The organism is Lactobacillus sp. (genome assembly GCF_051893255.1).
In the GTDB taxonomy this organism is placed as follows: Bacteria; Bacillota; Bacilli; order Lactobacillales; family Lactobacillaceae; genus Lactobacillus.
Genome location: NZ_JBJFHB010000039.1, coordinates 1 through 25592, shown reverse-complemented (window position 1 = coordinate 25592; position 25592 = coordinate 1). Strand labels below are relative to the sequence as shown.

At 49.6% G+C, this 25592-nt stretch carries 17 protein-coding genes and 1 pseudogene; 4 read left to right on the top strand and 14 right to left on the bottom strand.

Translation table 11 applies throughout. The annotated features are described in order from the left end of the window. Positions 1-5 precede the first annotated feature (5 nt). The 3 genes and pseudogenes from ACI4WN_RS03435 to ACI4WN_RS03425 form a co-directional block, all read right to left on the bottom strand. Positions 6-1702: pseudogene (locus ACI4WN_RS03435) on the bottom strand (RNA-guided endonuclease TnpB family protein). A 188-nt stretch (positions 1703-1890) separates the two neighbouring features. Further along, on the bottom strand, positions 1891-3204 hold the full coding sequence (locus tag ACI4WN_RS03430) for a nucleotide sugar dehydrogenase (RefSeq protein ID WP_439776969.1): 1314 nt from the start codon (positions 3202-3204) through the stop codon (positions 1891-1893). Positions 3205-3248: 44 nt separating this feature from the next. Further along, a complete protein-coding gene (locus ACI4WN_RS03425; RefSeq protein ID WP_439776968.1) occupies positions 3249-6383 on the bottom strand; it encodes a polysaccharide deacetylase family protein in 3135 nt (1044 codons plus the stop codon). A gap of 279 nt (positions 6384-6662) precedes the next feature. Here ACI4WN_RS03425 and ACI4WN_RS03420 point away from each other — a divergent pair, with 279 nt between their 5' ends. Then, on the top strand, positions 6663-7874 hold the full coding sequence (locus tag ACI4WN_RS03420) for a MalY/PatB family protein (RefSeq protein ID WP_439776967.1): 1212 nt from the start codon (positions 6663-6665) through the stop codon (positions 7872-7874). A gap of 42 nt (positions 7875-7916) precedes the next feature. Continuing rightward, the gene (locus ACI4WN_RS03415) at positions 7917-8555 is read left to right on the top strand and encodes a DUF3862 domain-containing protein (protein ID WP_412131281.1); all 639 of its coding nucleotides are present in this window, start codon (positions 7917-7919) and stop codon (positions 8553-8555) included. A gap of 84 nt (positions 8556-8639) precedes the next feature. Here ACI4WN_RS03415 and ACI4WN_RS03410 read toward each other — a convergent pair whose 3' ends face one another. Together ACI4WN_RS03410 and ACI4WN_RS03405 are read right to left on the bottom strand one after the other, a co-directional pair. Beyond that, positions 8640-9707: an AI-2E family transporter gene (locus ACI4WN_RS03410; RefSeq protein WP_439776966.1), complete on the bottom strand. Its 1068-nt coding sequence runs from the start codon at positions 9705-9707 to the stop codon at positions 8640-8642. A gap of 96 nt (positions 9708-9803) precedes the next feature. After that, a complete protein-coding gene (locus ACI4WN_RS03405; protein ID WP_439776965.1) occupies positions 9804-11591 on the bottom strand; it encodes a DUF2207 family protein in 1788 nt (595 codons plus the stop codon). Between the two features lie 210 nt (positions 11592-11801). Between ACI4WN_RS03405 and ACI4WN_RS03400 the strand changes: the two genes are divergently transcribed. Continuing rightward, positions 11802-12410 carry a hypothetical protein gene (locus ACI4WN_RS03400; RefSeq protein WP_439776964.1) on the top strand — a complete coding sequence of 203 codons (609 nt, stop codon included), beginning with the start codon at positions 11802-11804 and terminating at the stop codon, positions 12408-12410. Positions 12411-12505: 95 nt separating this feature from the next. Here the strand turns inward: ACI4WN_RS03400 and aspS are convergent, their stop codons facing one another. The 5 genes from aspS to prmA all read right to left on the bottom strand — a co-directional run bounded on the left by aspS (position 12506) and on the right by prmA (position 19688). Then, positions 12506-14341 (bottom strand): aspartate--tRNA ligase, encoded by a 1836-nt coding sequence (gene aspS, locus ACI4WN_RS03395; protein ID WP_439776963.1) that lies wholly within the window; start codon positions 14339-14341, stop codon positions 12506-12508. A gap of 24 nt (positions 14342-14365) precedes the next feature. Beyond that, complete coding sequence (gene hisS, locus ACI4WN_RS03390) at positions 14366-15652, bottom strand: histidine--tRNA ligase (protein ID WP_439776962.1); 1287 nt, start codon at positions 15650-15652, stop codon at positions 14366-14368. A 291-nt stretch (positions 15653-15943) separates the two neighbouring features. After that, positions 15944-16381 (bottom strand): D-aminoacyl-tRNA deacylase, encoded by a 438-nt coding sequence (gene dtd, locus ACI4WN_RS03385; RefSeq protein ID WP_439776961.1) that lies wholly within the window; start codon positions 16379-16381, stop codon positions 15944-15946. A 17-nt stretch (positions 16382-16398) separates the two neighbouring features. After that, a complete protein-coding gene (locus tag ACI4WN_RS03380; RefSeq protein WP_439776960.1) occupies positions 16399-18660 on the bottom strand; it encodes a RelA/SpoT family protein in 2262 nt (753 codons plus the stop codon). An 80-nt stretch (positions 18661-18740) separates the two neighbouring features. Next, positions 18741-19688, bottom strand: a complete 948-nt coding sequence (gene prmA / locus ACI4WN_RS03375; protein ID WP_439776959.1) for a 50S ribosomal protein L11 methyltransferase — start codon at positions 19686-19688, stop codon at positions 18741-18743. Positions 19689-19750: 62 nt separating this feature from the next. Between prmA and ACI4WN_RS03370 the strand changes: the two genes are divergently transcribed. Continuing rightward, entirely contained in the window at positions 19751-20257 is a 507-nt protein-coding gene (locus tag ACI4WN_RS03370; protein WP_439776958.1) for an aminoacyl-tRNA deacylase, read from the top strand. Positions 20258-20305: 48 nt separating this feature from the next. On the opposite strand, the gene ACI4WN_RS03365 is transcribed toward ACI4WN_RS03370, so the two are convergent. The 4 genes from ACI4WN_RS03365 to ACI4WN_RS03350 all read right to left on the bottom strand — a co-directional run bounded on the left by ACI4WN_RS03365 (position 20306) and on the right by ACI4WN_RS03350 (position 25356). Further along, complete coding sequence (locus tag ACI4WN_RS03365; protein ID WP_439776957.1) at positions 20306-21664, bottom strand: threonine/serine ThrE exporter family protein; 1359 nt, start codon at positions 21662-21664, stop codon at positions 20306-20308. Between the two features lie 181 nt (positions 21665-21845). Further along, a complete protein-coding gene (locus ACI4WN_RS03360) occupies positions 21846-23009 on the bottom strand; it encodes a hydroxymethylglutaryl-CoA synthase (RefSeq protein WP_439776956.1) in 1164 nt (387 codons plus the stop codon). 3 nt (positions 23010-23012) lie between these two features. Then, positions 23013-24233: a hydroxymethylglutaryl-CoA reductase gene (locus ACI4WN_RS03355; RefSeq protein ID WP_439776955.1), complete on the bottom strand. Its 1221-nt coding sequence runs from the start codon at positions 24231-24233 to the stop codon at positions 23013-23015. A gap of 10 nt (positions 24234-24243) precedes the next feature. Beyond that, entirely contained in the window at positions 24244-25356 is a 1113-nt protein-coding gene (locus ACI4WN_RS03350) for a thiolase family protein (protein WP_439776954.1), read from the bottom strand. Between the last annotated feature and the right edge of the window lie 236 nt (positions 25357-25592).

The window sequence follows — 25592 nt, the reverse complement described above, 5'->3', positions numbered from 1 at the left end:
ATGGATTATGCCATCACTGCCTGCTTATTTGCATAACGATCTTCAAGAATCTTTTCAACCTTCCGATATGGGGTGTACAGCGTTATTTCTTTGTCATCCATCCTTCGCAAGATATTTACGGCGGCAGCCGTATTTGCATTCATCTCTCCGCAATTTGGACAGACTGCGGTCTCATGATGCATGCCTTTTCTTTCGGTAAAGTGTGCGCCACATCTTGGACAGAACTGTGACGTATACGCTGGGTTGACATCGACCGTCTTAATTTCTTGACTGGCACATAGATACTCGAGGCGCTTGTTCAATGTTCCTTTCGCCCATGAAGACAGCTTGCGCCTTGCCTTTGCCTCATAGCGGCTTGATGCTCTTGGCAGCTTTTCTTTGGTAAAGCTCAGATCTTCTTTGACAAGGACGTCTGGTTCTTCGGTTATAAGCATCTGCCTAATGCTTACGTTCATCATCCGTTCCATGTTGTTCTGCTTTCTCTCATGTTGCCGACGATAAAGCTTATTGCCGAGGTGGTGCTTTTCCAAATGAGCGATTTGTCGCTCAATGCTGCCAATTTGGCATCTGATGCGCTTGTTTGTCTTGGCAGAATGAGTACCTGCCAGTTTCTTTTGCAAGTTTGATCTTTGCCGTCTCAGTTCTTTTGCTGGCTGGATGTATTCGTATTGCGGCGATTGATCCGTTCGGCTTCGGCACTTACAAGCTTGCTGAAGTTTGCTCCGTATTCTTGACCGCTGCTGCACGAAATAAGAGTGGCCATACCCTTGTCCATGCCCAGTTTTTTATGTAGATTGCGCTTGTTGCTCACAACCGACTTGATAGCGCGATGAACTTCCAGCCGCTTCTTGTTTTTGTCAAGAATTAGCTGAATGTCGCCACGCTTCTTCTTGTTGGCATAGCAGTATAGTCCGGTCAGCTTAAACTGCTTTTTCTTTCCGCGCTTTGCCGTCATGATTTCCAAATAGCTTGAGCCGTCTTTTTCGACCACACTCCACATTATTTCATCACAGAGCATGCATCGTGCGGAACTTGAATGAGGGTATGGCTTATGCTTTCTGGTAAGTCGTCTGATGTATCCAGCACAATGCCGAAGCTGTTCTTTGGTTAGAGATGCTCTTAACGAAGGATATTGGCTATCTTCTTCGTTTGGCTTTGCCTCGTTTTCGCGTCCCTGCAGAATAAGCTGCCAGTAATATGGTGAAGTAAAGACGTAATTAAGATACTGGCGCTCAGCGCTATCCAAGATTTCATTGGCTTGCACCTGCTTTTTCAGTTTTAAGCCAAGATTTGACCACATGGAATTGAGGTTCATGCACACGTCTTTAACTGCTTCTGTTGCATGGCGGCCTTGAATTCCAAACTGCTCATTCAGAAGCTTTTGTTTTGAAAGTCTGACCGTTCTTGCGTCAGGTGATTTCAGCCCTTGAGCTTTATTCTTCTTATAGGCCTTTTTCCAGTCTTTGACCGCTTTGCGAGCCTTCTTGATTTCACCGTCGTGCTTGCGGATTCTGTCTCTAGGGCCGTGCCACTGTTTGACGTCCGTCATGTGGTTGATGCCGCACAGCTGAGCATAGAGCAAATCCTTGCATCTGCCGTAGCCAGCAAACAGCTCATCCAGCTCTTTAATTTCTTCATCAGTCAGTTTTACGGTATAAGCTCTGATCGTTTTAGTCTGAGTTCTTTTCGTTTTTCTGGTCATTTTTGGAAGCTGCTTTCTCATTGCGGTCATATGTTCGTATTCAATCATAGTTTATCATAAAACTCGTCCTAAAACATTAAAAACACGACCTAGAATAGAAAAGTCTACTAATAGATACTAGTAAACTTAAATTGATATTTTTGATTACATTTTTTTACAGCTGTTGGCTACCCTCTTTTACGAAAAAACTACAGTTGCCAGTAGGAATAGCCGAGTTTCTCTAACCTTTCCTTTGGATAAATGGACTTGACATCCACCAGGACCCGGTCTTGCGGAACTAGGTCCTTTTTGAAAAAGCGGTCCAAATCAAGATCCAGAAATTCCCGGTGAGCAACGGCGACGACTAAGCCGTTCAAGTCATGCATGGCTGATCTGGGAGCCAGTTTGACCCCATATTTTTGCCAAATGTCACGAGGATCAGCGTGCGGGTCATAAACCAGGACCTCGATTCCGTATTCCTTGAGACCATTGATGATGTCGATGACTTTGGAGTTCCGGGCATCCCCCACATTTTCCTTAAAGGTAATGCCCAAAACGCCAACCCGCATTCCCTTGACCGGCAGGCCTGTCAAAGTCAAGAGCTTTAAGGTCTTGTCTCTGACGAAGAAGGCGGCCTGGTTGTTGATCTCTCTACTGATTTTTAACAGCGTAGCATCCGCGTTAACTTTTTCCGCCTCGTTAATCAGGTAGTATGGGTCAACCCCGATACAGTGGCCACCGACCAGACCTGGCTTAAAGTCCAGCGCATTCCACTTGGTCCGCATCCCCTTCAAAACCTCGCCGGTATCAATGCCCATCTTGTCAAAAATTTCCGCGCACTCATTCATGAAGGCAATGTTGACGTCGCGCTGGGTATTTTCCGTCACCTTGATGGCTTCAGCCGCCTTGATGGAGGATATGGGCACCGTTTCCTCGATCACCAGGTCATAGACGCTTTTGACTGCCTGGCAAGTAACTGCGTCTTGCCCAGACACGATCTTGTTAATATTGGTCAGGCGGTGCACCTGGTCGCCGGGATTGATTCGCTCAGGCGAATAGGCCAGTTTAAAGTCGGTCCGGGCTTTTAATCCGCTGGCCTTAGCGATGATCGGGCCGCAGTAGTTTTCGGTAATGCCGGGGTAAACGGTCGATTCAAAGCAGACGATGGCGCCTTTTTTCAGGTTTTGTCCCACCACTTGACTGGCCCCTGCTAGCGGCCGCAGGTCCGGGTTGTTGTCGCTATAAACCGGGGTTGGGACGGCCACGATGACAAAATCCGCTTCTTTGATTTGCTTGGGATCGCTGGTAAAAAGAATCTGGCTGTCCATCACAGCTTGGTCGCCAACTTCACGAGTCAAGTCGATGCCTTTTTGGTAGGCCTTGATCTTGTCTTCATTGATGTCAAAGCCGATGGTTTTTACCTTTTTGGCAAAGGCGATGGCTAGGGGCAGGCCGACATAGCCCAGGCCCACCACGCAGAGGGCACCGCCGTTTGCTAGCTTGTCTAAGATTTTCGTTTCCATTTTCTATCACCTTTTTCTCTTATACTTTTTCACAATTAAAAAAGCTACTTGCCCCAGTTTTGACTATAGGCCTTGGTGTACTGGTCGATCGTGGCAAACTTATACCCCTCTTTTTGCCAAATTGGGATCATCACATCAAGTACCTGCGCCGTATACTTGGCATTTTCCAACATGTGCATGACGATGACTGAGCCGTTGGTGACCTGGTAATCGTCAGCCGAAGATGGTGACCCATTTTTCAAGGCGTTTAACAAGCTGGCAAATGACTTTTTTTCATAGTCATTGGTCGAAACGTCGCCAGAGATGGCATAGTTAAAACCCACATTAAAGACGGTTTCTAGGCCATTTTTGGACACTTCCAGAGTTGGCGGGCGGAAGTCTAAGGACAGGGCCTTCTTCCCGTCCACTTTCACGTCGCCGACATACTTATTCAGCTTGGCATAAGACCGCGCTAGGTCTTTGCGCATGCTCTTGACCTGCTTTTTGCTTAAGGAGTGGTAGCGGGTGTAGGACTTGTTGGCGATGGCCAAGGGCGTGTGAGAATCCGAGTGGCTGGCAACTTCGTGGCCATCTTCAGCAATGCTTCTCAGCAAGTTCGGGTTATTCTGGACGTTCTGGGTTAAGACAAAGAAGGTGGCCTTGACGCGGTGCTTTTTCAAAACGTAGAGGAGCTTGTTGATGGACTGGTCGGTCCCCCAGTCGTCAAAGGTTAAGAAGAGCACCTTCTTATTAGTCAACCGACCTACCTGGTCCAGGCGGTTGGTTTCCCAGTAGTCAAAACCAGGCATCTTGACCGGTGACGTGATAAAGTTGCTGCCGAGGTAGTGACGCTGGATGTAGGCAAACTGCTTCCAGTAAGGATGCAGCTTTGCCAGGTCATTTTTTCCAGCTAAGACCAAGTCACTCTTCTTGCTGTTGAAGGCGTACTTGTCTTTTGAATTTAAAAGACTAGTAACGGTTTTCAACTGATATTCGCTAGCCTTGGCCAACTTTTTCTTGCCATTTGGATGGTAGGCAATGGCGTCCAGCTTGGCCTTTAATATCGCCTTAACCATGGAACCCATGACTGTACTTGAGCCATCACTGGCTCCATCATCTTGGTCGTAGTAGCCCAGGTTGATCCGCTCGATCCCGCCCCGGGTGAAGCGAATTTTCGAGATGCCTGTCATGTTCTTTTTGATAGTCTTATCAGAAGAATCATTAGTTTTCGCCTTGATCAGGGACTGGCTGGCGCCAATAGCCTGCATCCCCTCGGCCTTGATGGCTTCTAAGACGCCCTTTTTGGCATTTTTCGGGGCTAAAAAGACTAGCTTAGGCTGGTAATCATACCGCCACTTGGCGTAGGCCAGGCAGTTGTGGAGGTAGTTGACCGTACCCTTGAAAGTCGCTGGAAAAGCCGACGATGGCTGGTAAACCATGGCCAGTTCATGGCCTTCCTCAAGCAAAGTCTCTATTTCCTGGTTTTGGTCGACTAACTCACTATAAGTCGCTGCAAAGGTGGCTTGCCCGCCCCGACTTTTGACGATCCGTCCGGCATCTAGGTCAGCAGCTCCATGGCCCAGGTTGGTAAAGAGGAGGCTGAGGGCTGGTTCAGTGGTCAGCACCATTTTCTGGTAGCTACTCTTTTTACCGTTATTCTGCTTTCTCAGAGTCTGGATTTGCCTACTAGGCAGGCGCTTGATCTTTTGGCTCGAGAGCAATGAAGAAATTTTGACAGTTTGGTATTTTTCTTTTTTAGCTTTTTGTAAAAAAGCATCCAATTTCTTTTTACTATTTTGATCCCATTTTTCTCCGCTAAATTCGTAGTAGTAACCTGATTCAAGCTTACTATTGCTTGTTTGAGCCTTAACCGGGATCAGGTCAGCTTCATAAGCCGCCGCTCTGACAGCTTTTACTTGGTCATTTTTCCCGAGCAGGTAGGCTTTAGGACTAATCCCCTCTTTAGTCAAGCGCTCCTGATTGTCTGACAGGTACTTCCAGGCAGTCATCTTGGTCAAAAGACCAGTTTGACTGGAAATTTCAACTCCATAGCCATCCTGCTTAATCTGCTTGACCAGGCTGAGCGGGGTTTGGCTATCGACAAAAAAGCTGCCAGTTGCTTGATACTTCTTGAGAGCTTTCTTAATGGCCTGGTATTGCTTGGCCGTTGCCACATCCCGGAAAACAGGTGCGATTTCCTTTTTACGCGTCAAGGAGTAGCGATAAACCGGGGCATAGGCTGGCTTTTGAAGCAGGTCTTGCATGTATTCCGCAAGCGACTTTTTCCCCAATTGGTTTAAGGGTACGACCGGAATTTTCTGCTTTTTTAGGGATGCTAGCAGGTATTTGGTCAGCTGGTCCACGTCCAATTCCTGTTTCTTGGTGCTCTTTTGGTCATTTAAACTAGCCTGCTTGTCTAAGGCTGGCTTGGCGGCTACGATCGTTGGCTCCTGGTGGACCGGCTGCTTGACCTGGGCGAGGTTGACCAAAATGATCCGCTGCCCGGTCAGGTGGCTAACGTAGGTTGACACGGCGGTCTTTGTCTTAAAGCTGGTCCGGTCTAAAACGTCGCTGTCTTTAGGCGCAATCACCTGCTCATAGCCAGTCGCCTGGGCCATTTTGTAAAAAGACAAGTTGCTGATAGGGAGATAGAGCTGCTTGACCTGCTGCCGGCTCTCTTGGCCCAGGGTCTTTTGGGCTAAGTTGAGCTTGCCTAACAGGCTAGCAGCCGACAAAGAGGCGGTTTCCGTCCCAGTCAAGCCATTGCCTGCAAGCTTTTGCCCACTCTTTTTTAGCTCTTTGATAAAGCCGTCATTTTCCCGGGCTCTAGCAGCTGGAATAGCAAAAGTGGCCTGGATCTTGGCTTGCTTTAAGTAGTCCAGAATCTTTTCATTCGTTTCGCTGCTTTCAGATAAACCAGCAAAAACAATGGCTGCCTCTTTTTTCTTGGCAGCTATATTACCCGTAATGATGTCAGCCGGATCACAGTTTTCATATTTCTGCCAAAGTTTCTTACTGGAAAGGGACTTATACTTTTGGCTGCCATCGACTTGGACATCAACTTGCTTAGACAATTGCACGACCTTCACTACCCGGTAGGTCAGATAGCCTAAGGCAATCACGCCAATGGCAATGACCAGAGAGAGGATGCCAAGACCGGTTTTCGTCTTTATCTTTCTTTGCCGCTTGTCTTTTTTCATGATGCTTCCCCCTCAAAGACCCTCTTGTTGGTAAAAGATCATTATTAAATTGCACTCTTTTCACTTTTAATATAACGCAAAGAATATGCTTGATAAAGCCTTTTCTTTTCTGAAATTTAGCAATTAATAATTACTCACTTACTATATAATTTAGTGTTGTAAGCCTTACCAGTATTTCTTTCTATTTCCGAACATTAAATCCATTTTCCCCTTTGTTAGAAACAGGAATATAATAAATTATGTAAGTTTTGGATTAATAGAAATTGAGGAAAATACCTGATGAAAGAATACGACTTTACCAAACTGCTTGACCGGCACGGCCATGATGCCTTGGCCGTTGATGCCATTGGTGCTGGTGACGGCTTTGCCCCAGACAAGGCCAAAGATGGCTTTGACACGATTCCGATGTGGATCGCCGACATGAACTTCCCAACTGCCGACTCCATCACGGACGCCATCATCAAAAGAGCCCAGCACCCAGCCTTTGGCTACTTTGAAGCAAGCGACGAATACTACCAAGCCATTATCGACTGGCACAAGGAACGTAAGGGCGTGGACGACCTGCCAAGAGAAGCCATTGGCTACGAAAATGGTGTCTTAGGCGGCGTCTTGTCAGCTTTGAAAGTTTTTGCCTCAGCCGGCGACAAGGTCCTGGTCCATTCTCCAACCTACATGGGCTTTACCCACGTACTTAAGGACAATGGCTACCAAATCGTCCACAGTCCTTTAAAGCAGGATGAAAATGGCGTCTGGCGGATGGACTATGAAGACATGGATAAAAAGATTAAGGAAAACCAGATCCATGTAGCCATCTTCTGCAACCCCCACAACCCTTGCGGGCGCGTTTGGACGGAAGAAGAAATCAAGAAGGCCGTCGAGGTTTATGAGCAAAATGACTGCTGGGTAATTAGCGATGGCATCTGGTCCGATTTAATCTTGCCAGGACACCACTTGACCACCGTTCAAAGCGTCAGCGATTGGGCTAAAGAGCACGTTTTGGCCTTCTACGCCCCATCAAAGACCTTTAACCTGGCAGGGCTAATTGGCAGCTACCATGTCATCTACAACAAGGCCATTAGAGAACGGGTTGAATCTATCTCAGCCAAGCTGGTTTACAACTCCATGAATGTCCTGTCTGAGCACGCCTTAATCGGGGCTTATAGCGCTGAGGGCAAGAATTGGCTAGACCAGCTTTTGCCAGTTTTGCAGGACAATGTCGACCTGGCCTTCTCCTACATTGACAAGTTTGACGGCGTGACCGCTGCCCGCCCGGAAGGCACCTACATGGTCTTACTGGACTGCCAAGAGTGGCTGGAAAAGCACCAGATGACCCAACCGGAGCTCTTGAAACTGGGCTGGGACTACGGGATCGGCTGGCAAGACGGCAAGCTCTTTGAAGCGCCAACCACTTTCCGGCTAAACCTGGCCTCTCCAAGCAGCCAGATCAAGAAGGCCTTTGACCGCATGGACAAATACGTCTTTAACCGGTAAAATGGTAAAGAATTAACTCGATTAAATAATGGAGGAAGATTTTTGAAAAAGATCAAAACAAAAAGTTTATTAACCTTTCTGGCCTGCGGGCTGTTGCTGCTAACTGGCTGCTCCAAGTCCAGCAATAAGTCAGCCAGCACGTCCAGCATCAAAAAGGCTGCCAGCTCCTTGTCCAGCTCCAACCTGGTTAAGAAGTCTAGCGACGAAAACAAGCTGACCCTGGCCAACTTCAACAAGATCAAGGTCGTGGAAAAGACCGGCTCTACCCCAGCCGAAGTCATCACCCTTTTTGGCCGCAACGCTGATTCCCTGAGCAAGGCCACGGTCAAGAAGCTGAAGGCCACCATCTACACCTGGGAAGGGATCAAGGGCGGCACTAATGGTTCCAACATCGCCGTTGAATTCGCCAATGGCGTGGCCATCGCCAAGCAGATTACTGGTCTAAAGGTCAATCGGGCCAAGAAAATCACCCAAGCTGACTACAAGTCCTTGACCAAGAACATGACCCAGGCTCAAGTAGAACAGAAGCTGGGCAAGCCAAATGGCTACTCCGTTTCTAACTACGGCAAGACCAATGCGGTTTTGTGGCTTTACACCAGCGACATCAAGTCTGACACCAGCACCAGCATCTATGTCACCTTCCAAAATGGCAAGCTGGTAGCCAAGAATGCTAACTTCTAATATTTTTTGACCAAAAGAAAAGGTTTCAAATCAACAAAGATTTGAAACCTTTTTGTTTACGATTTTACTGGATTCAGCGATAAGTTATTTTCGCTTCAAGACAACCTTTTTTTGCAACTTCTTGATCGGCAGCTGCTTTTTCTCAGTGCTCTTGACGCCCAAAATATCTAAGAAGAAGGTGAAGATCGGCACGCCGACGATCAAGCCCCAGGTGCCAAAGAAGTGTTCACCTAAGAGCAGCACCACGAAGGTGTAAAAAATCGGCAGTTCCGTCTTGCTGGACATGAACTTGGGGTTCAAGATATAAGTTTCCAGGGTGTGCAAGACCAGGATCATGATCAAGATGTAGATCACGTCGGTGATCCCGCCAACTGAATAGGCCACGATGGACAAAGGGATGAGCGAAATGATCACCCCGGCGACCGGCACCAGGCTGCAGATGAAGACCATCAAGCCTAGCGCAAAGACCTGCGGCATCTTCATGATGGCCAGGCAGATCATGGTTAAGCCGGTGTTGCAAAGAGCGATCAAGAATTGTGCCTGCAAAACCACCCCAAAGGTGTTGGTAAACTTGTAGCCAAAGTAGTAGATGTCGTCAAACAGCCAGCCGCACAGGTCACTTTTTAAAAAGGACCGGGTAAAGCGGCTCATGTCGTCCAGCTCAATCGTGTAAAAGAAGCTGAGGACTAAGGCCATGAAGAAGGACATGGCGACTGAGCCAAAGCCCTTGAGGGCCGCCGTAATGGCCGTTAGGCTATTTTTGGCCTGGGCTGAAATGGTCTTGTCTGACACGTACTTATGCACCTGGCTCATCAGCCAGCCCACGTCGTCGCTTTGGTAAAAGGCAATGACCGACTTGGTCATCTTGGTGATCTGCTTGACCAAGACCGGCACGTAGTAGCGGGCCGCCAGGTAGATCAAGGCGATCAATACAAGATAAGTGGCGGCCACGATCAGCTTGCTGGGAATCTTGCTAAAATGCTTTTGCACGGACTTGATCAGGTGAACGATCAAGTAGGTAAAAATAAAGGTGAGGAGAATCGTGTTCATCATTGACCGCACTAGGTAAAGGATCAAGATGATGGCCAATAGGACCGCAGATCGCCTTAAATGCAGGTTGTTTTTAAATTTTTGCCATAAAGTAACTTCCATAGTTTCCATCCCTTGTCTTGTAAAGAAAAAGTGCTTGGTAATACTTACGTTGTTTCTATTTTAACGCAGATTTTCTTGCGTTTCTGATTAGATTGGCTAAAAGGCCCCGCCACCTGAGCCGCCACCAAAGCCGCCGCTAGAAACAGACGTTGCCGAAAAGGAGCTGCTGCCGCCGCTAGAGTCAGCCAGGGCCCGGCTAAAGCTCGACTCAAAGCTGGTTGCGAACATGCCATAGCTATTGCCGTAGTAGTAGTAAGCGATTGGGCTAGCGTCGATTTCGCTGGCAAATTCAACCTTCATCTGCTTCAAGACCTTCTTGGCCAAACCAAAGGCTACAGCGTAGGGCATGATCTCTTCCCAAAGGGTGAGTTCACCCACGTCCCGCAGCTTGAACTGGCCAATGTCGTCCAGCATGTTCTTAAAGCCCATGGCCTGTTCTATGGCTTCTTTACCCTTTTCAGTTAAAACGGAAAAGTTCTTGATGCGGATGATCACTGGCAGAGCTGCCAGGACTTCCCAAAGGAGGACGAGTAGCAGACTCATGGTATAGTAGTCATAAGTAAAGAAGCCCAAAATCGTTAAGATGATTTCTGCCCCAAACAAGAGCACCGCGGCAACTTCTAAGCTGTCCTTCTTCTTGCGCAAATTTGGATCAACAAACTGCTTTTTGATCTGGTCCTCGCAGGCCTCTTGCCAAGCATTGACCTTCTTTTCCAGCTTGCCCTTTTTACCATAGTTTTTCAAGCCCTTACTAGTAAAAGTAGTCCCGTCACCAGCCCCCTTAAAGAGCTGGTTGATCAGCTTGACGTTGCCTTGGTACTTGTCAGTCTTGGTGTAGCAGAAGTCCTTGCCCTTGTTTAACGGTTCAATGGTGATTTCCTTGTGCCCCGCTTTCAAGGCTAATTCCCCAGCCAGAGCCTTGGCGTCAGGATCATCCCCGGTCACCAGGCTTTGGGCGACCGCCGGACTATAAGGCGGAATTTCGTAGTTGTGGCCAATCTCCTTTTTAGAGCGGACGACTGCCCCCTGGTTCTTAGCCTTGAAGAAGATTGGCAGACCCAGGAGAGGCAAGAGGCTTAAGACGACTAGACCAATTTTTTCTAGCCTCTTTTTCTGTTTTTGCTTGGCAGCCGTTTCTTTAGCCAGCTGCTTTTCCTGCCCCACCGTCTTAGCCATAATTTCGCCGGATTTTTTCTTAGTATTTTCGGCAGTCAAGCTATTTGGAAACAGGATGTGCATTTCCAAAAAAGTATTTTCTGGCAGTTTCGCTACTGTAGCCGTAACCTGCCCTTTTTCCTTGTTTACCTCCAAATTTCCACTGGTATTGGTGTGAACCCAGCCCTTTAAGAAGGACAGGTTCGGCTTTTGAAAGACAACCGAGGCCGTTACCTTGCTAATCTCTTGATCCCAGCCATCACCAATGATCTTGAAGTTAAGCTCAGAGGCATCATCATAAGTGGTAATTGCTTTTGTAATTTTGTAGCGGTAAATCACCCGGATCTTGCCTTCGTCCACGTGGTGGTAGACCTTAAACTTGTAAGAGTTGCTACTCTTAGTAAAGTGGTAAACATTGCCAGAATCTGCGCTATTGTTTAGCTTCGGCGTCACTGTTTTACCAGTCGCTAGATCTTTAATTTGAACGCTTTGGCTCGTTACTTTTTGGTCAGAGTTCAGATTTTGCGTGTAGTAGACGCCGTTTGCCTCATCGTCAAAATCGTAGTCGATCTGCCGGGTCATGGACAAGCTGCCGTCGCTGTTGACTACGGCTTGCACGTTCATCTTGGTCAGGTCGTAGTCTGCCAGAACCTTTTTCGGCAGACATAAGAATAAAAATAAGGCCAGGAAGAGACTGAGAGTAAGTCTTGCCTGCATTTGCTTTCTCATGATTTTTCCCCTCTTTTCTTGTTCCCTTTTTCTATGTTTTAACTTATTATTTTTGCCAAAAATTCGCTTACACTTTTTCTTTATTATACCTGAAACGGGTCTAAGTAAGTTAAAAGGAAATTTCTTTTTACAAAAGTATTTCAAACTCAAAAAGCACTAGAGACCGTGATATACTTAAGATTAGATAATTATACCGAGGAGAAAAAAGAAATGCGCAAATCTTTATGGGCAATTTTAGCTGTGGAAGTCGTTTTAGTTGGTGCTGCTGTCTTCCACCATCAAACTACTGGTCAAAAGACCGAATCAAGTGCGGCTGGCTCTAAGACCTACAAGGTCTACTCCAAGTCCTCCAGCAAGGACAAAGACGAGTCCAGCTCAGAATCTTCCAAGAAGACTTCAAGCAAGAAAAAGACCACTAAGAAGAAGTCAAAGAAGCAATCTGAAGCTGATTTGGACGAATTAGCTTCAAGCGAATCATCATCTAGCTCAAGTTCAGGCTCAAAATCTTCCAGCTCTGACTCATCATCTTCTTCAAGTAAATACTCCTACAGTCAGTCTTCTAAGAAGTCCAGCAGCAAGAAGTCTAGTTCAACTAAGAGCTACAACTATAACTACAACTACAATTACAACAACAACAGTAATTCCACTGGCACCACTAGCTCATCCAAGTCAAAGAGCTACAGCACCTACACGCCAAGCACTTCTAAGTCCACTACTACCAGCAAGTCCAGCACCAAGTCAACCACCACGGACACGACCAACAACACGGCTGACCTGCCAGAAGAAACGGACGACACCACAACTGACGACGCAGACTAAAATTTAAGCAAATAGCAAAAGAAAAAGGATTAAATCCAAATTGGATTTAATCCTTTTTTGTATCACTTTTTAAAGACTGATTACTAAATCAATGCTTATTCTTCGTGAGCCTTGATGTCGTCTTCAGCTTCTTTTTCCAGACTGGCTTCATACTTAGCTACGCCGTCTTTAGCAGAGGCAGCAACTTCGATTTCCAGGTCCGCCAATTGTTGGTCAGCAACTGGACTTGGAGCGTGCATCATTGGTTCACTGGCGCTAGCGTTCTTAGGGAAGGCGATCACGTCACGGATGTTGTCCTTGCCGGCCAAAAGCATAGCAAAGCGGTCAAGACCGATGGCCAGCCCGGCGTGAGGTGGGAAGCCCATGTCCAAGGCATCCAACAAGAAGCCGAATTGTTCGTAGGCTCTTTCCTTGGTGAAGCCCAAAGCCTTGAACATCTTTTCTTGAATGTCGCGCTTGTGGATCCGGATGGAGCCGCCACCCAGTTCGTAGCCGTTCAAAACGATGTCGTAGCTTCTAGCGTGAGCCTTGTGAGGTTCAGTTTCCAGCAGTTCGATCCCCTTGTCGTCTGGCATGGTGAATGGGTGGTGGGCAGCGATCCAACGGCCGTCGCCTTCGTCGTATTCAAATAATGGCCAGTCTACCACCCAGAGGTAGTTGTAAGTGTCTTCTGGGATAATGCCCGTTTCCTTGGCCGTTTGCCGGCGGAGGTAGTTAAGAGAGTCGCAGCAGACCTTCCATTGGTCAGCGATGAAGAGCAAAAGTTCCCCGCCTTCCAAGGCAAATTCCTGAACCAAGCCGCTCTTTTCGTCGTCGCTTAAGAAGCGGGAAACTGGACCTGAAAATTCGCCATCTTCGTACTTCACCCAAGCCAGGCCCTTAGCGTGGTAACGCTTGATGTAGTCTTGCATGGCGTCGATCTTCTTGCGGGAGTAGAACTTAGCCCCGCCCTTGACGGCAATCCCGCGAACGAAGCCGCCGTTTTCTAAGGCGCCCTTGAAGACCTTGAAGCCGGAGTTAGCAAAGACGTCCTTCAAGTCGTGGATCAGCATTTCGTAACGGGTGTCTGGCTTGTCACAGCCGTACTTGTCCATGGCATCTTGCCAAGTGATCCGAGGAAGTGGCAACTTTAAGTCAATGCCCTTCACGTCCTTCATGACCTTTTGGAGCAGCCCTTCAGTCACTTCTTGAACCCCTTCTTCGTCCATGAAGGAAGTTTCAAGGTCGATCTGGGTAAATTCTGGTTGCCGGTCGCCCCGGAGGTCTTCATCTCTAAAGCAGCGAGCGATCTGGTAGTACTTGTCAAAGCCGGCACCCATCAAGAGCTGCTTGAAAAGCTGCGGTGACTGAGGCAGAGCGTAGAAGGAACCTGGGTAAACCCGGGATGGCACCAAGTAGTCACGAGCCCCTTCTGGCGTTGACTTGCCCAGGTCTGGGGTTTCAATGTTGATGAAGCCTTCACCGCTCAGATATGCGTTAGTAGCGGTCATGATCTTGGCTCTTTGGATCAATGCGTTTTGCAGGCTTGGCCGGCGCAGGTCCAAGTAGCGGTACTTGAGCCGAGTTTGTTCACTGGCCACCACGTCATCCTTGATTTCAAATGGCGGGGTCTTAGCCTTGTTCAAAACGGTGATTTCGCTGGCAATGACTTCAACGTCACCAGTCTTCATGTCTGGGTTCTTGCTTGCACGTTCGTTGACTTGACCCTTAACTTCAACAACGTATTCTGCGCCAAGAGAAGCAGCAGCATCCATCAAGTCCTTGCCAGAGTCGTGGTTGACCACGACTTGCACGATGCCTTCTCGGTCGCGCAAGTCGATGAAGATCAATTGACCCAGGTTTCTAACTCTTTGTACCCAGCCGTAAAGCAGGACTTCTTGGCCCAGGTACTTGCTGGTAATATTGCCGCAGTAATCAGTTCTTTTTTCCATAACTTTGTTTTACTCCTTTGTGCCTTATTTGCCTAAAACTGCCAATAAGGCTTCTTTGTCATCCAAATCTGCGAAGCTGGCGCTGAATTGCTCACCGTCGCTCAAACGCTTAATGGTCAGCTTGCCTTCAGCCACTTCCTTGGCCCCCAGGGTAATGACGTAGCTGGCCTTAACCCGGTCAGCCTTTCTAAATTGAGCCTTCAGCTTCTTTTGGTCCACGTCGTATTGAGCAGAGAAGCCGAGACTTCTAAGTTTTCTAGCAACTTCCACTGCCTTTAAGTCAGTGCCTTCACCGATGTTGGCGATGAAGAAGTCGATGCCTCGGTCTTCAAACATTTCTGGGTTTTGCTTAGAAAGAACCAGCATCAAGCGCTCTTCCCCGATCCCAAAGCCGACGGCTGGGGTTTCTGGACCATCAAATTCTTCAACCAGGTGGTTGTAGCGGCCCCCGCCTAAAACCGTGCTTGGGCTAGCCCACAGGCTCTTGTCATCAACCATGAATTCAAAAATCACGCCGGTGTAGTAGTCAAGCCCGCGCACCAGGTCGTCGTCGATTACGTACTTGACGCCCAGCTTGTCCAAAGTTGCCAGGATCTTTTCAAAGTTTTCCTTGGATTCATCATCCAGGTATTCCCGGATCTTTGGCGCATCTGGCAGGAACTTTTGGTCTTCTTCAGCCTTAGAGTCCAAAATTCTCAATGGGTTCTTATCAAGTCTTCTTTGAGAGTCTTCAGACAACTGGTCCTTGACTGGGGTAAAGTAGTTGACCAGGGCATCGTGGTAGGCAGCCCGGACGTCGCTGTCGCCCAAAGTGTTGATGTGGAGCTCGTAGTTCTTGACGCCGAGTTCTGCTAACAGGTCATGGCCCAGCAAGATGGTTTCGACATCTGCCAGGTAGCCGTTTGAGCCGAAGCTTTCCACCCCGATTTGGTGGAATTCCCGCTGGCGGCCAGCTTGAGGCCGTTCATAGCGGTACATGGGGGCAATGTAGTAGACGTTAAAAGGCTTGACATAGTCAGGGCCATAGATCTTGTTTTCCACATAAGCCCGAACGACGCCGGCCGTCCCTTCAGGGCGCAAGGCAATGTGCCGACCGCCCTTGTCGTTAAAGTCGTACATTTCCTTTTCAACCACGTCACTGGTTTCGCCGGATGACCGGGAGAACAGTTCGTAATTTTCAAAACTTGGGGTTCTGATTTCCCGGTAGTTGGCTCTCTTAAACAGGTCACGCGCGGTTTGTTCTACCTTTTCCCATTGACTGGACGTTGCTGGCAGGATATCCACGGTGCCTTTTGGTCTTTGAACTCGCATTATTTCACCTTTACTTCTTCTTGACTAACTAAAAAGCGCCCTTGAACTTAATCAAGGGCGCTAAAATAGCACGGTACCACCTTTTGCTTGCTGTCATTAACGCTGACGAAACGAACCATTATCTGTTAAAGGGGTCACAGCTAGCAGCCATCTGTCCTTTCACCAAACGGACAGTCTCTAAAAGGGCCATGCTATCTTCAGTCTTTGTCATTGATAATTCTGAAAACTAGTTTATCCTGTTTTGCCCCTACTTTCAAGGGGCAAAGGGGATATTTTCATTTTAAAAAAAGTCTACAGGTCTAAGACGATGGTGAAGGGGCCGTCATTTTCCAGGTCCACCTTCATGTCTGCCCCAAAGATCCCGGTTTCAACGTGCAAGCCGTGATCTCTTAAGGCCTGGTTGAAGTCTTCCCAGAGCTCTTTGGACCGCGGCGGCCGCATGGCTGAGACAAAGCTTGGCCGGTTGCCCTTTTTGGTATCAGCCAAGAGGGTAAACTGGGAAACAGACAGGATCTGCCCGCCCACATCCTGGATGCCCAGGTTGGTCTTGCCGTTTTCATCTTCAAAAATCCGCATCTTGGCGATCTTGTCAGCGGCCTTTTGGACCTGGTCTGCCCCATCGCCCTCTTTCAAGCCGACCAAGAGCAAGAAGCCCTTGTCGATTTGGCCGGTGACTTCGCCGTCAACTGTGACTTTAGCATGGTTGACTCTTTGAATTACTACTCGCATTTTTTACCTGTCAAAAATTAATTATCCGTTCTCTTAGTGTCGTAAACGTCTGGAATGTCCCGCAGCTTGGCCATGATGTCATTTAATTGCGCCGCATTCTTGACCTCGACCGTGATGTAAAAGTGGGCAATGTTGTCTTCGTTGACGCTGGCCGAAACATTGGTGATGTTCTTGGTCAAGGCGTTCAAGCGGTTGATGACGTCAGCCAAGAGCTTTGGCCGGTTGTAGCCAAAAAGCTCAAAGTTGGCGTTAAAGGCCGTTTGCTTGCCTTCGTCAATGTTGTTCCACTCAACGTCGATCATCCGGCTCTTGGAAATTGGGTCAGCACTTAAAACGTTGCGGCAGTCAGCCCGGTGGACGGTCACGCCCCGGCCCTTAGTCACGTAGCCCACGATTGGGTCACCTGGCACAGGGTTGCAGCACTTGGCAAAGTGGAGGTCCAGGTCTTCCAGGCCCTGCACTCTGACTAAACTGTCTGGCTTTTTGCCCTTATTCTTGGCTTTTTGGTCATTTTGACTAGGGGCCGGCTTACTGATCACGGAGGCAGCAGCTGCTTGCTGGCCGGCGTTCATGATCCGCTCTTCAAACTCTCGCTGCTTCTCTTCTTCTTGCTGGCGGCGGAGGTCTGCCGTTAAGCGGTTATAAATGGACAAGGCAGACATATTGCCAAAGCCGATGGCGGCGTACATGTCTTCGTCGGTCTTGAAGCTGAAATGTTCGATGACTTCGTCGATGTGGGCCTTGTCCAGGTAATCCTTGGCGCTCAAGCCATTGTCCTTTAAAAGGTCAACCAGTTCTTCACGCCCGCGGGCTACGCTTTCTTCCCGGTCCACATCTCTAAAGTAGCGGCGAATCTTGTTTTTGGCCCGAGAGGTTTGGACCATTTCGGCCCAGTCACGAGATGGCCGGGCGTTAGACTGGGTCAAGATGTCCACGACATCCCCGTTTTTCAGCTTGTAATCAAGCGGCACCAATTTGTCATTAACCTTGGCGCCGATAGCGTGGTCGCCGACTTGGGTGTGGATGGCGTAGGCAAAGTCCAGGGTCACTGAGCCCTTAGGTAGCTCGTAGACTTCGCCTTTTGGCGTAAAGACGTAAACCTTGTCAGAAAAAATATCTGAATGAACGGCCTGCATGAATTCGTCGGCGTTGCTGGATTCTTTTTGCAATTCCAGAATTTCCCGGCCGATGTCTAAGGCGCCGCCTTCTTTAGCTTCCACGCCGTCAAAGTTGCCGCGCTTATAAGCCCAGTGGGCAGCGACACCGTATTCGGCCACTTCGTGCATTTCCTTGGTCCGGATCTGGATTTCGAGGGGCTTGCCGCCAGGGCCAATGATGGTCGTGTGCAGGGACTGGTAGCCGTTAGCCTTCGGCATAGCGATATAGTCCTTAAACCGGCCTGGCATTGGCTTCCACTTGGTGTGGACCGCACCCAAGACGGCATAGCAGTCCTTAACCGTTGGCACAATCACGCGGACTGCTAACAGGTCGTAGATTTCGTTAAAGTCCTTGTGCTTGTTGACCATCTTTTTGTAGATGGAGTAAATGTGCTTGGGCCGGCCAGAAATGTCGTAGTCGATCCCCAAAGAGTCAAGCGTCCCCTTTAAGTAGTCGATGGCATCTTTGATGTAGCCTTCACGTTCGCTTCTCTTAGCGTCCATCATGGAGACGATCTTGTAGTATTCATCTGGGTTCATGTAGTGGAAGGACATGTCTTCCAGTTCCCACTTGATGGTCCCGATACCTAGCCGGTCGGCTAGCGGTGCATAGATGTCCAGGGTTTCGGCCGCAATCCGGCGCTGCTTGTCAGGGCGGAGGTGTTCCAAGGTGTGCATGTTGTGCAAACGGTCGGCCAATTTCACCAAGATGACCCGGAGGTCCTTGGCCATGGCAATCAGCATCTTTCGGTGGTTTTCTGCCAAGAATTCCTTGTGGGACTTATATTCATACTTGTTTAACTTGGTGACCCCGTCCACGATGAAGGCCACGTCCGCACCAAATTTTTCCTTGATATCATCATTGGTTACGGACGTATCTTCAACCGTGTCATGCAAAAAGCCCGCCGCCACCGTGTCTGGGTCTAAGCCCAGATTGGCCAGGGTCCCGGCAACCTGGGTCGGGTGCACAATATAAGGCTGACCCGAAGCCCGGGTTTGCCCCTCATGAGCGCGCGCCGCAAATTGGTAGGCACTCTCGACAAAGGCCAATTGGTCAGGCGTCATGTATTTTTTGCAGGCAGCCATTACCTCTTCATGAGTCATTTCAACGTATTTAGACATCAGCGATCACCAGTTTCTAAGTTTAAGTTAATTGTATTATTATATTTTAACGCAAAAAGCCGCTTCTTACCAAGTTTTCGCTATTCGTCTTCTTTTCTGGAGATCCCTAAGCCAATCCAGCGGCCGGCCCGCATCTTTAAGTCGATCTTAAAGCCGTTTTGGTCAAGGGCTGCTTCGATTTTTGGCAGTTGCAAGTAGTCGATCCCGGAGAAGATCACTTGACCATCGTCGTTCAAGTGGCTGTCTAATTGCGGAATCAGGTCTAGCAAAATTTCGGCCAAGATGTTGGCCACGATCAGGTCAAACTTGCCGTCAACGTCGGCTAGCAGGCTGGTCTTTTGCAGGGCCAGGTCGTTAAAGCCGTTAAGCCCGGCATTTTCCTTGGCAGCGGTCATGGATTCATCAGAAATGTCAGTGCCCAAAACGGACTTGGCACCCAATTTGTGGGCGGCAATGGCCAAGATACCGGAGCCAGTGCCGACGTCAACGACAGATAGTGGCTTGACCATGGCCCGTTCGATCCCCAACATGGCCAATTGAGTCGTTTGGTGGTTGCCCGTCCCAAAGGCCAGACCTGGATCCAGCTTGATGATTTCTTGGTCAGGAAAAGCCGGCGTATAGTCTTCCCATTCCGGCACGATGGCCAGGTGGCGAGACAGGTTAATGACGTGGTAGTACTTTTGCCAAACGGTATTCCAGTCTTGGTCAGCAATGTAGCTGGTCTTGATGGTCCCTTCGCCCGTTGACAGGCCATAGCCAGCTAGTTCGGCCAGCTTAGCCTGGAACTTTTTCACCAAGTCATCCTTGTCTTGTTCTTCGTCAAAGTAGGCGATGAATTCCAGCTCCTTTGGCAGGTTTGGAATGTCGTCCATGTCAACAACAGTGGAATCATGCAACCAGCCGGCTTGCTCAAAGTCGCTCCGGCGGCGTTCTTCGGTGCCCAGGGCGTGCAGGTCTTCAGTCGCGTAGTAGCTCAAGGCGTCTTCAACGTCATAGCTGGTTTCGATGGTAATTGCAAGTAATTTCATTTTCTAGTCTTCTTTCTTTAGCATCTTCACTTAAAATGGTATCATGGAAAGCGGTGATAACAATGTCAAAAAAGAAAAAGAACAAAGATAAATTGGACAAAACGCTGGTTGAAAAGATTTTAGACCAGCAAAAGATTCCATATGAGCAGCACATTTCCGAAATCAAAGAAGACCACGGCGTGGCGCAAGTAGGTCTAGGCAACCCCATTTTGGATGGCCACCCAGTTTACAAGACCCTGGCCCTAGAAGGCAACAAGACAGGTCCCTTGGTCGGCGTCGTTCCTCTTGACCAGCACCTGGACATGAAGAAGATTGCCAAGGTTTCAGGCAACAAGAAGTGCGAAATGATCCCACTGAAAAAGCTGGAGAAGACCACGGGCTACATCCACGGTGCCAACACCCCAATCGGAATCTACCACACCAAGAAGTACCCGATCTACCTGGATGCCAGCGTTAACGACACTGACGGCATGTGGGTTTCAAGCGGCGAAGTCGGCCGCAGCGTCTTGGTGAAGCCAGCTGATTTGATCAAGCTGGTTAAGGCAACGGTCGCAGATATCAAGGAATAAGCAAAAAGGGAGACACCAAATGGTGTCTCCCTTATTTTTATCCAAAAATTAATCGACCTTCCGCCACTTCTTGTCGGTCAAGATCCGGGCGGTAAGCAGCCCAGCCGGCAAGGACATAACCAGCATCAAGGCTTCCGCCAGCCAAGTGGACCCGCCGCCGACGTTGGTGACTGCCAGCAAAAAGATCCCCCGGTACATGTAAAGCCCCGGCACCATGATGACGATGGACGGCACCGTCAGAGCAATGCGCGGGTAACCAACCTTTTCCCGGACGTAGCTGGCCATGAGGCCGGCCAGCAAGGCTGCCAAAAAGGCTGCTAAAGGCGCTGGCCAGTGGCCAAAGTCCACTAAACTAAGGCGCAGAGTGTTGGCAATGGCCCCTACTACCCCGGCCGCTGCCGCCATCCGCCGGTGGGAGTTGAACATCAGCGAGAAGCCGAAGACCCCGCAGAAGCTGGCCAGCAGGCGGAATGCCGTCAAGGCCGCCGTGGACAGACCCAGTTTTGGCATGTCACCGGGGTGGATGTTCAAAACGATCGCCGTCACCCAGCCGGTGCCCGTCGCAATCAAGATGATCATCAAGGCGTAGCAGAGCCGCTCAAGGCCTGAGCGCATGTCCAGCTTGGCCATGTCCAGGCCGCTGGTGATGAAGGGAAAACCTGGAATAACAAAGAGCATGGCGCCGATATAGCCGTACATGTGCTGCATCCCCCAGCCAAAAAGTAAGTGGCAGACCATAAAGGCCAGGTAGTAAGCCAAACAAGCAGCAGCCACGCCGACCGCCGTGGTGGCAGCGACCGTAATCTTCTTTTTGCCGAGGCTCCCCCGGGCAAACTGTCCGCAACCAGCGCCGATGAAGGCGCAGACGACTTCGGGGATGCCGCCGCCCAGGAGAAAAATAAAGCCGCCGCAGGCCAAGGCTGCTGCCAGACTAGACCCCCACAGTGGGTACCGCCCCTTCATGTGCTCGATTTCACCCAGACGCTTTTTCACGTCTTTAATTGCAAAATCGCCTTCTCCTGCTTCAAACTGGCGAACGAACTTCTCCAGCTCATTCAGCTTGGCCATGTTGACGCCGGTCGTTGGCAAAGACAAACTCTGTGAATAAGACTGATTGTCTACGTCAAAGTAGGTGCAGGTGATGGTGATCAGGCCAATATCGGCTGAACAGGTCAAGTCCAGGGTTCTAGACATGGTGTCCATGGCGTCGCGAACCCGCCAGGCCCCCGTCCCGCAGCTCAGCATCATCATGCCGACTCTAGAGATGATGGAGCTTTTCTCAATCAAGGTTGCGTCCTTGATCTTGGTCTGGTCGTCGCTTTTGAAAAATTCTTCCCACTGCACCCGCATGTGGTGGTGGTGGGACAAGTGGTGTTGGTATTCTTGCTCGGTGCTTTCGGTTTTCACCGTCTGGCCTTCTTTCAGTTCTTTGCTTTTTAACAATAATCGTGCTATTAACGTTTTTCATTCTAACATAAAAAATTAGATAAAAAGCCGAACATTCAAAGAGACCGTTTTCAACTTTGGCAAAGAAAAAAGCCCTGCAATGCAGGACTTTTTTCTCAAAAATTTGACGATGATTACTATCTTACTTTTGTTGGTACTTGCGCACATACCCTTCTTGCCCGGCCAGGAACCAGGTGCCGTGGTTGGCGTCGCTTTCAAACTCAACGTTTTCAGGCAAGTTTTCTAAGCCTTCCGTGAAGATGTCTTCGTATTGGCCGATGCCCAGGCGGGTCCGCTCTTGCAGCATCCGCTTGTGTAGGCCTGGCCGCAGACGTCTTTGGTAGCCGTCAACCACCTTGCCGGAGAAGAATTCTGCCATGGCACCAGAGCCATAGGAGAAGAAGCCAATCCGGTCGCCAGCTTCCAGGTCCCCATTTTCCAAAAGGCTCAAGATGGACATGTAGAGGCTGGCCGTGTAGATGTTGCCGACCTGCCGGCTGTACTTGGCTGACAATTGGAAGTTGTCGCTAAGGCGCTTAGCAGTTTCTTCGTCTTGCCCCTGGATGGCGACCCGGTGCGCCTTAAAGCCCATCTTGGTATAAGGCAGGTGGTAGCAGATCCCGGCAAAGTCGCTGACCGTGAGCTTGGTTTGGGCAAGGTATTCCTTAAAGGTTTCCTTGAAAAAGTCGAGGTAGACGTCCCGGCTGTAGTGGCCATCCACCATGGCCACCGGGCTGCCGTTTGGCCGCCAGAAGTCGTTGATGTTTTCGCTGTAGGAAGCGTGGCCATCTTCTAAGGCGATGATGGCTGGGCTTTCCTTGATCAGCATGCTGATGGCGCCGGCACCTTGAGTGACCTCGCCTGCAGTGTTTAATCCGTATCTGGCGATGTCGCTACCGATGATCATGGCTGAGTGGTGCGGGTGGGCGCGGACGTAGTCCCGGGCCACCTGCAAGGCGGCCGTCAAGGCAAAGCAGGCTTCCTTGATTTCAAAAGTACGAATGTTAACTGGCAAGTTCAGGGCTTCTTTTACAAAAAGTGAGGCTGACTTGGATTGGTCAATCCCGCTTTCCGTCGCAAAGATCAATAAGCCTAGCTGCTCCAGGTCGACTTGGTCCAGGTATTCAGCCGTCGCGTTGATCCCCATGGCTACTGCGTCTTGGGTCTTGTCTGCGACTGCCATTCTGTCTTGGCCGATGCCGATCAAAAATTTGTTAGGATCTTGGTTTCTGGCGTTGGCCAGGTCCACCATGTCCACAAACTTATTAGGAGTATAAAAACCTATCTGATCAATACCGATGTCCATTAATTATTTTCCTCGCAATTCTTTCAAAAAATCTTCCGCTGCACTCTCGCCATATTTTTGCTGGCTGATCATCAGCTGGTAGACGGCCTCTTTTTCTGCGTCAGTCGCATCTAAATTCATCGCGACATTGCGGGACTGAAGGCGCATATGCCCAGCCTGGATGCCCTTGGTTGAAATGGCGTTTAGGGCAGCAAAGTTGTTGGCTAATCCGACGCTGGCAATTAATTCTGCCAGTTCCTTAGCCTTTATTTTACCTAAAACAGAGTAGCTTTGTCTAATATCAGGACGCGCCGAAATCGATCCACCGACAACGCCGATGGCTAGCGGCAATTTGACCTCCCCGGTTAAAAAGTTTCCGTCTACTGCCCAGTGGCTGAGGCTGGCGTAGCGGCCATTTTTAACAGCCAAGGCGTGACTAGCCGCTTCCACGGCACGGTAGTCGTTGCCCGTCGCAATCAAGGCAGCGTCCACCCCGTTCATGATCCCCTTGTTATTAGTCGTCGCCCGGTAGACGTCCTCTTCGCCAATTTTGGCCAGAAGCGCCATCTTTTGGGCGACGGCCAGGCCGGCTTCCGGGCTTTTGCCTAGGAGGTCAACCGGAATCTTGACCTTAGCCATCGTAATTTGACTGGGATAGTTGGACAAGATGGCAAAAAGTTTTGCCGTCACATCTGGGAAAAATTCCATCTTTTTGGCCAAAAATTCCAAGATGGCGTTGGCCTTGTTGGCCCCCATGGCCTCTGCCGGGTCGACCAGGGCCAGAAGGTAAACCAAGTGGCTCTTTTGCTCAGCCGTAATCTCTTTTAGCCCGCCCCCGTGGCGAACCAGGCTGGCAAATTCCTGGTTGGCCAAGGCAATGTAGTCTGGGAAGGCTTTCTCAAAGTTTTTTAGCGAAAAAGCATCCCCGACTTCTAAGACAATCTGCCCATAGATGCCGGTCCTGTCGCTTTCTGCCGTAACCCCGCCCGCTTTTTTAAAAACGGACATGCCGTGGTTGGCCGCCGCCACCACGGACGCTTCTTCTGTTGCCATGGGGATGGTCCACTTTTTGCCGTTGACCAAGGCGTCCTTGATCACGCTCAAGGGCAAGACGATTTCAGAAACGACGTTTTCGCTCATCTCGTTTAGACGCTCCAGCTCTGCCGGCTCAACATCTAATAGATCTGCACCATCTTTGGCTAATTCTGTCCGCCGCTCCGTTGGCGGCAGCTGGTAAAATTTCATCTACTTTGCACTATGCTTTCTCAATTTCCATAGCAATGGCCAGCCCGCCCCCGATGCAGAGACTGGCGATCCCGCGCTTAGCGCCTCTAGCTACTTGGCGGGCACTGGTTGCAACCAGCCGCGTGCCAGAAGCTCCAAGAGGGTGGCCCAGGGCAATAGCGCCGCCTTGCTGGTTGACCTTGTCTTCATCCAAACCCAAGTCCCGCATCACCGCTACGCTGGTTGCGGCAAAGGCTTCGTTGATTTCAAAGAAGTCGTAGTCGTCCTTGGTCCGGCCGGTCTTGGCCAAAAGCTTCTGGATGGCCACATAAGGACCGTAGCCCATGAATTCTGGATCATAGCCAGTTTCAGCGTAGGCACCCAATTTTGCAAGCGGCTTTAGGCCATATTCGTCCACCTTTTCCTTGGTAGCCAGGATAACCATGCTGGCCCCGTCGGTCACTGGGGAAGCGTTGCCGGCAGTCACCGTGCCGTTTTCTTCAAAGACGGTCTTGAGGCCGCCCAAGGCTTCCATGGAGGTATCAGGACGGACATTTTCGTCCTTAGCGATTTTTTCCTCGCCCTTTTCAATCACGATTACTTCCTCGTCAAAAAGGCCCTCTTCCCAAGCCTTGACTGCTTTTTGGTGGGACTTCAGGCTGTATTCGTCTTGAGCTTCACGTGATACGTGGTTCCGCTTAGCCACGTTTTCGGCAGTCACGCCCATCGCCTGACCAGAGAAAGAGTCAACCAGGCCGTCAGTCATCATTAATTCCTTAGGGCTGTTAGACATGCTTTCGCTGCCGCCGACTGCCACCAGGCCCAGGTCCCCGATCAGCATTTGGGCTTCAGCTAACCGGACCGCCTTTAAGCTGGACCCGCAGACTTCGTTGATACTGGTTGCAACTGAGTCTTGCCGCATCCCGGAGTTGATGGCTACCTGCCGGGCCATGTTTTGGCCAAGGCCTGCTGCTAATACATTGCCCATGAAGAGGGCGTCCAGGCTTTCAGCGTCTAAGTCCGCTTCGGCCAAGGCCCCGCGCAGGGCGATTTCGCCCAGTTCCACGGCAGTAAAGTCAGCTAATTGCTTGTGGTAGCGGCCAAAAGGGGTTCTCTTGGCAGCTACGATATAGATCTCTTGCATTTTTTCTAATATCTCCTCATTAAGTTATTTGGGGATGGCTTTTCGCCTTATCAAACTATTATATTTTACTCTATAATCAATTGTTTTGCTAAAAGACAGCCTTTACCAATCTTTAAGCTTTTTTCCGGAAAAAATAGGACCAAGTAGTCCTATTCCTTACTTCTTCAATTTTAAGCTGACAGTAAAAGTCATCACGCCCTTGTTCCAATTGGCATTGATCTTGCCGCCAAAGGCCT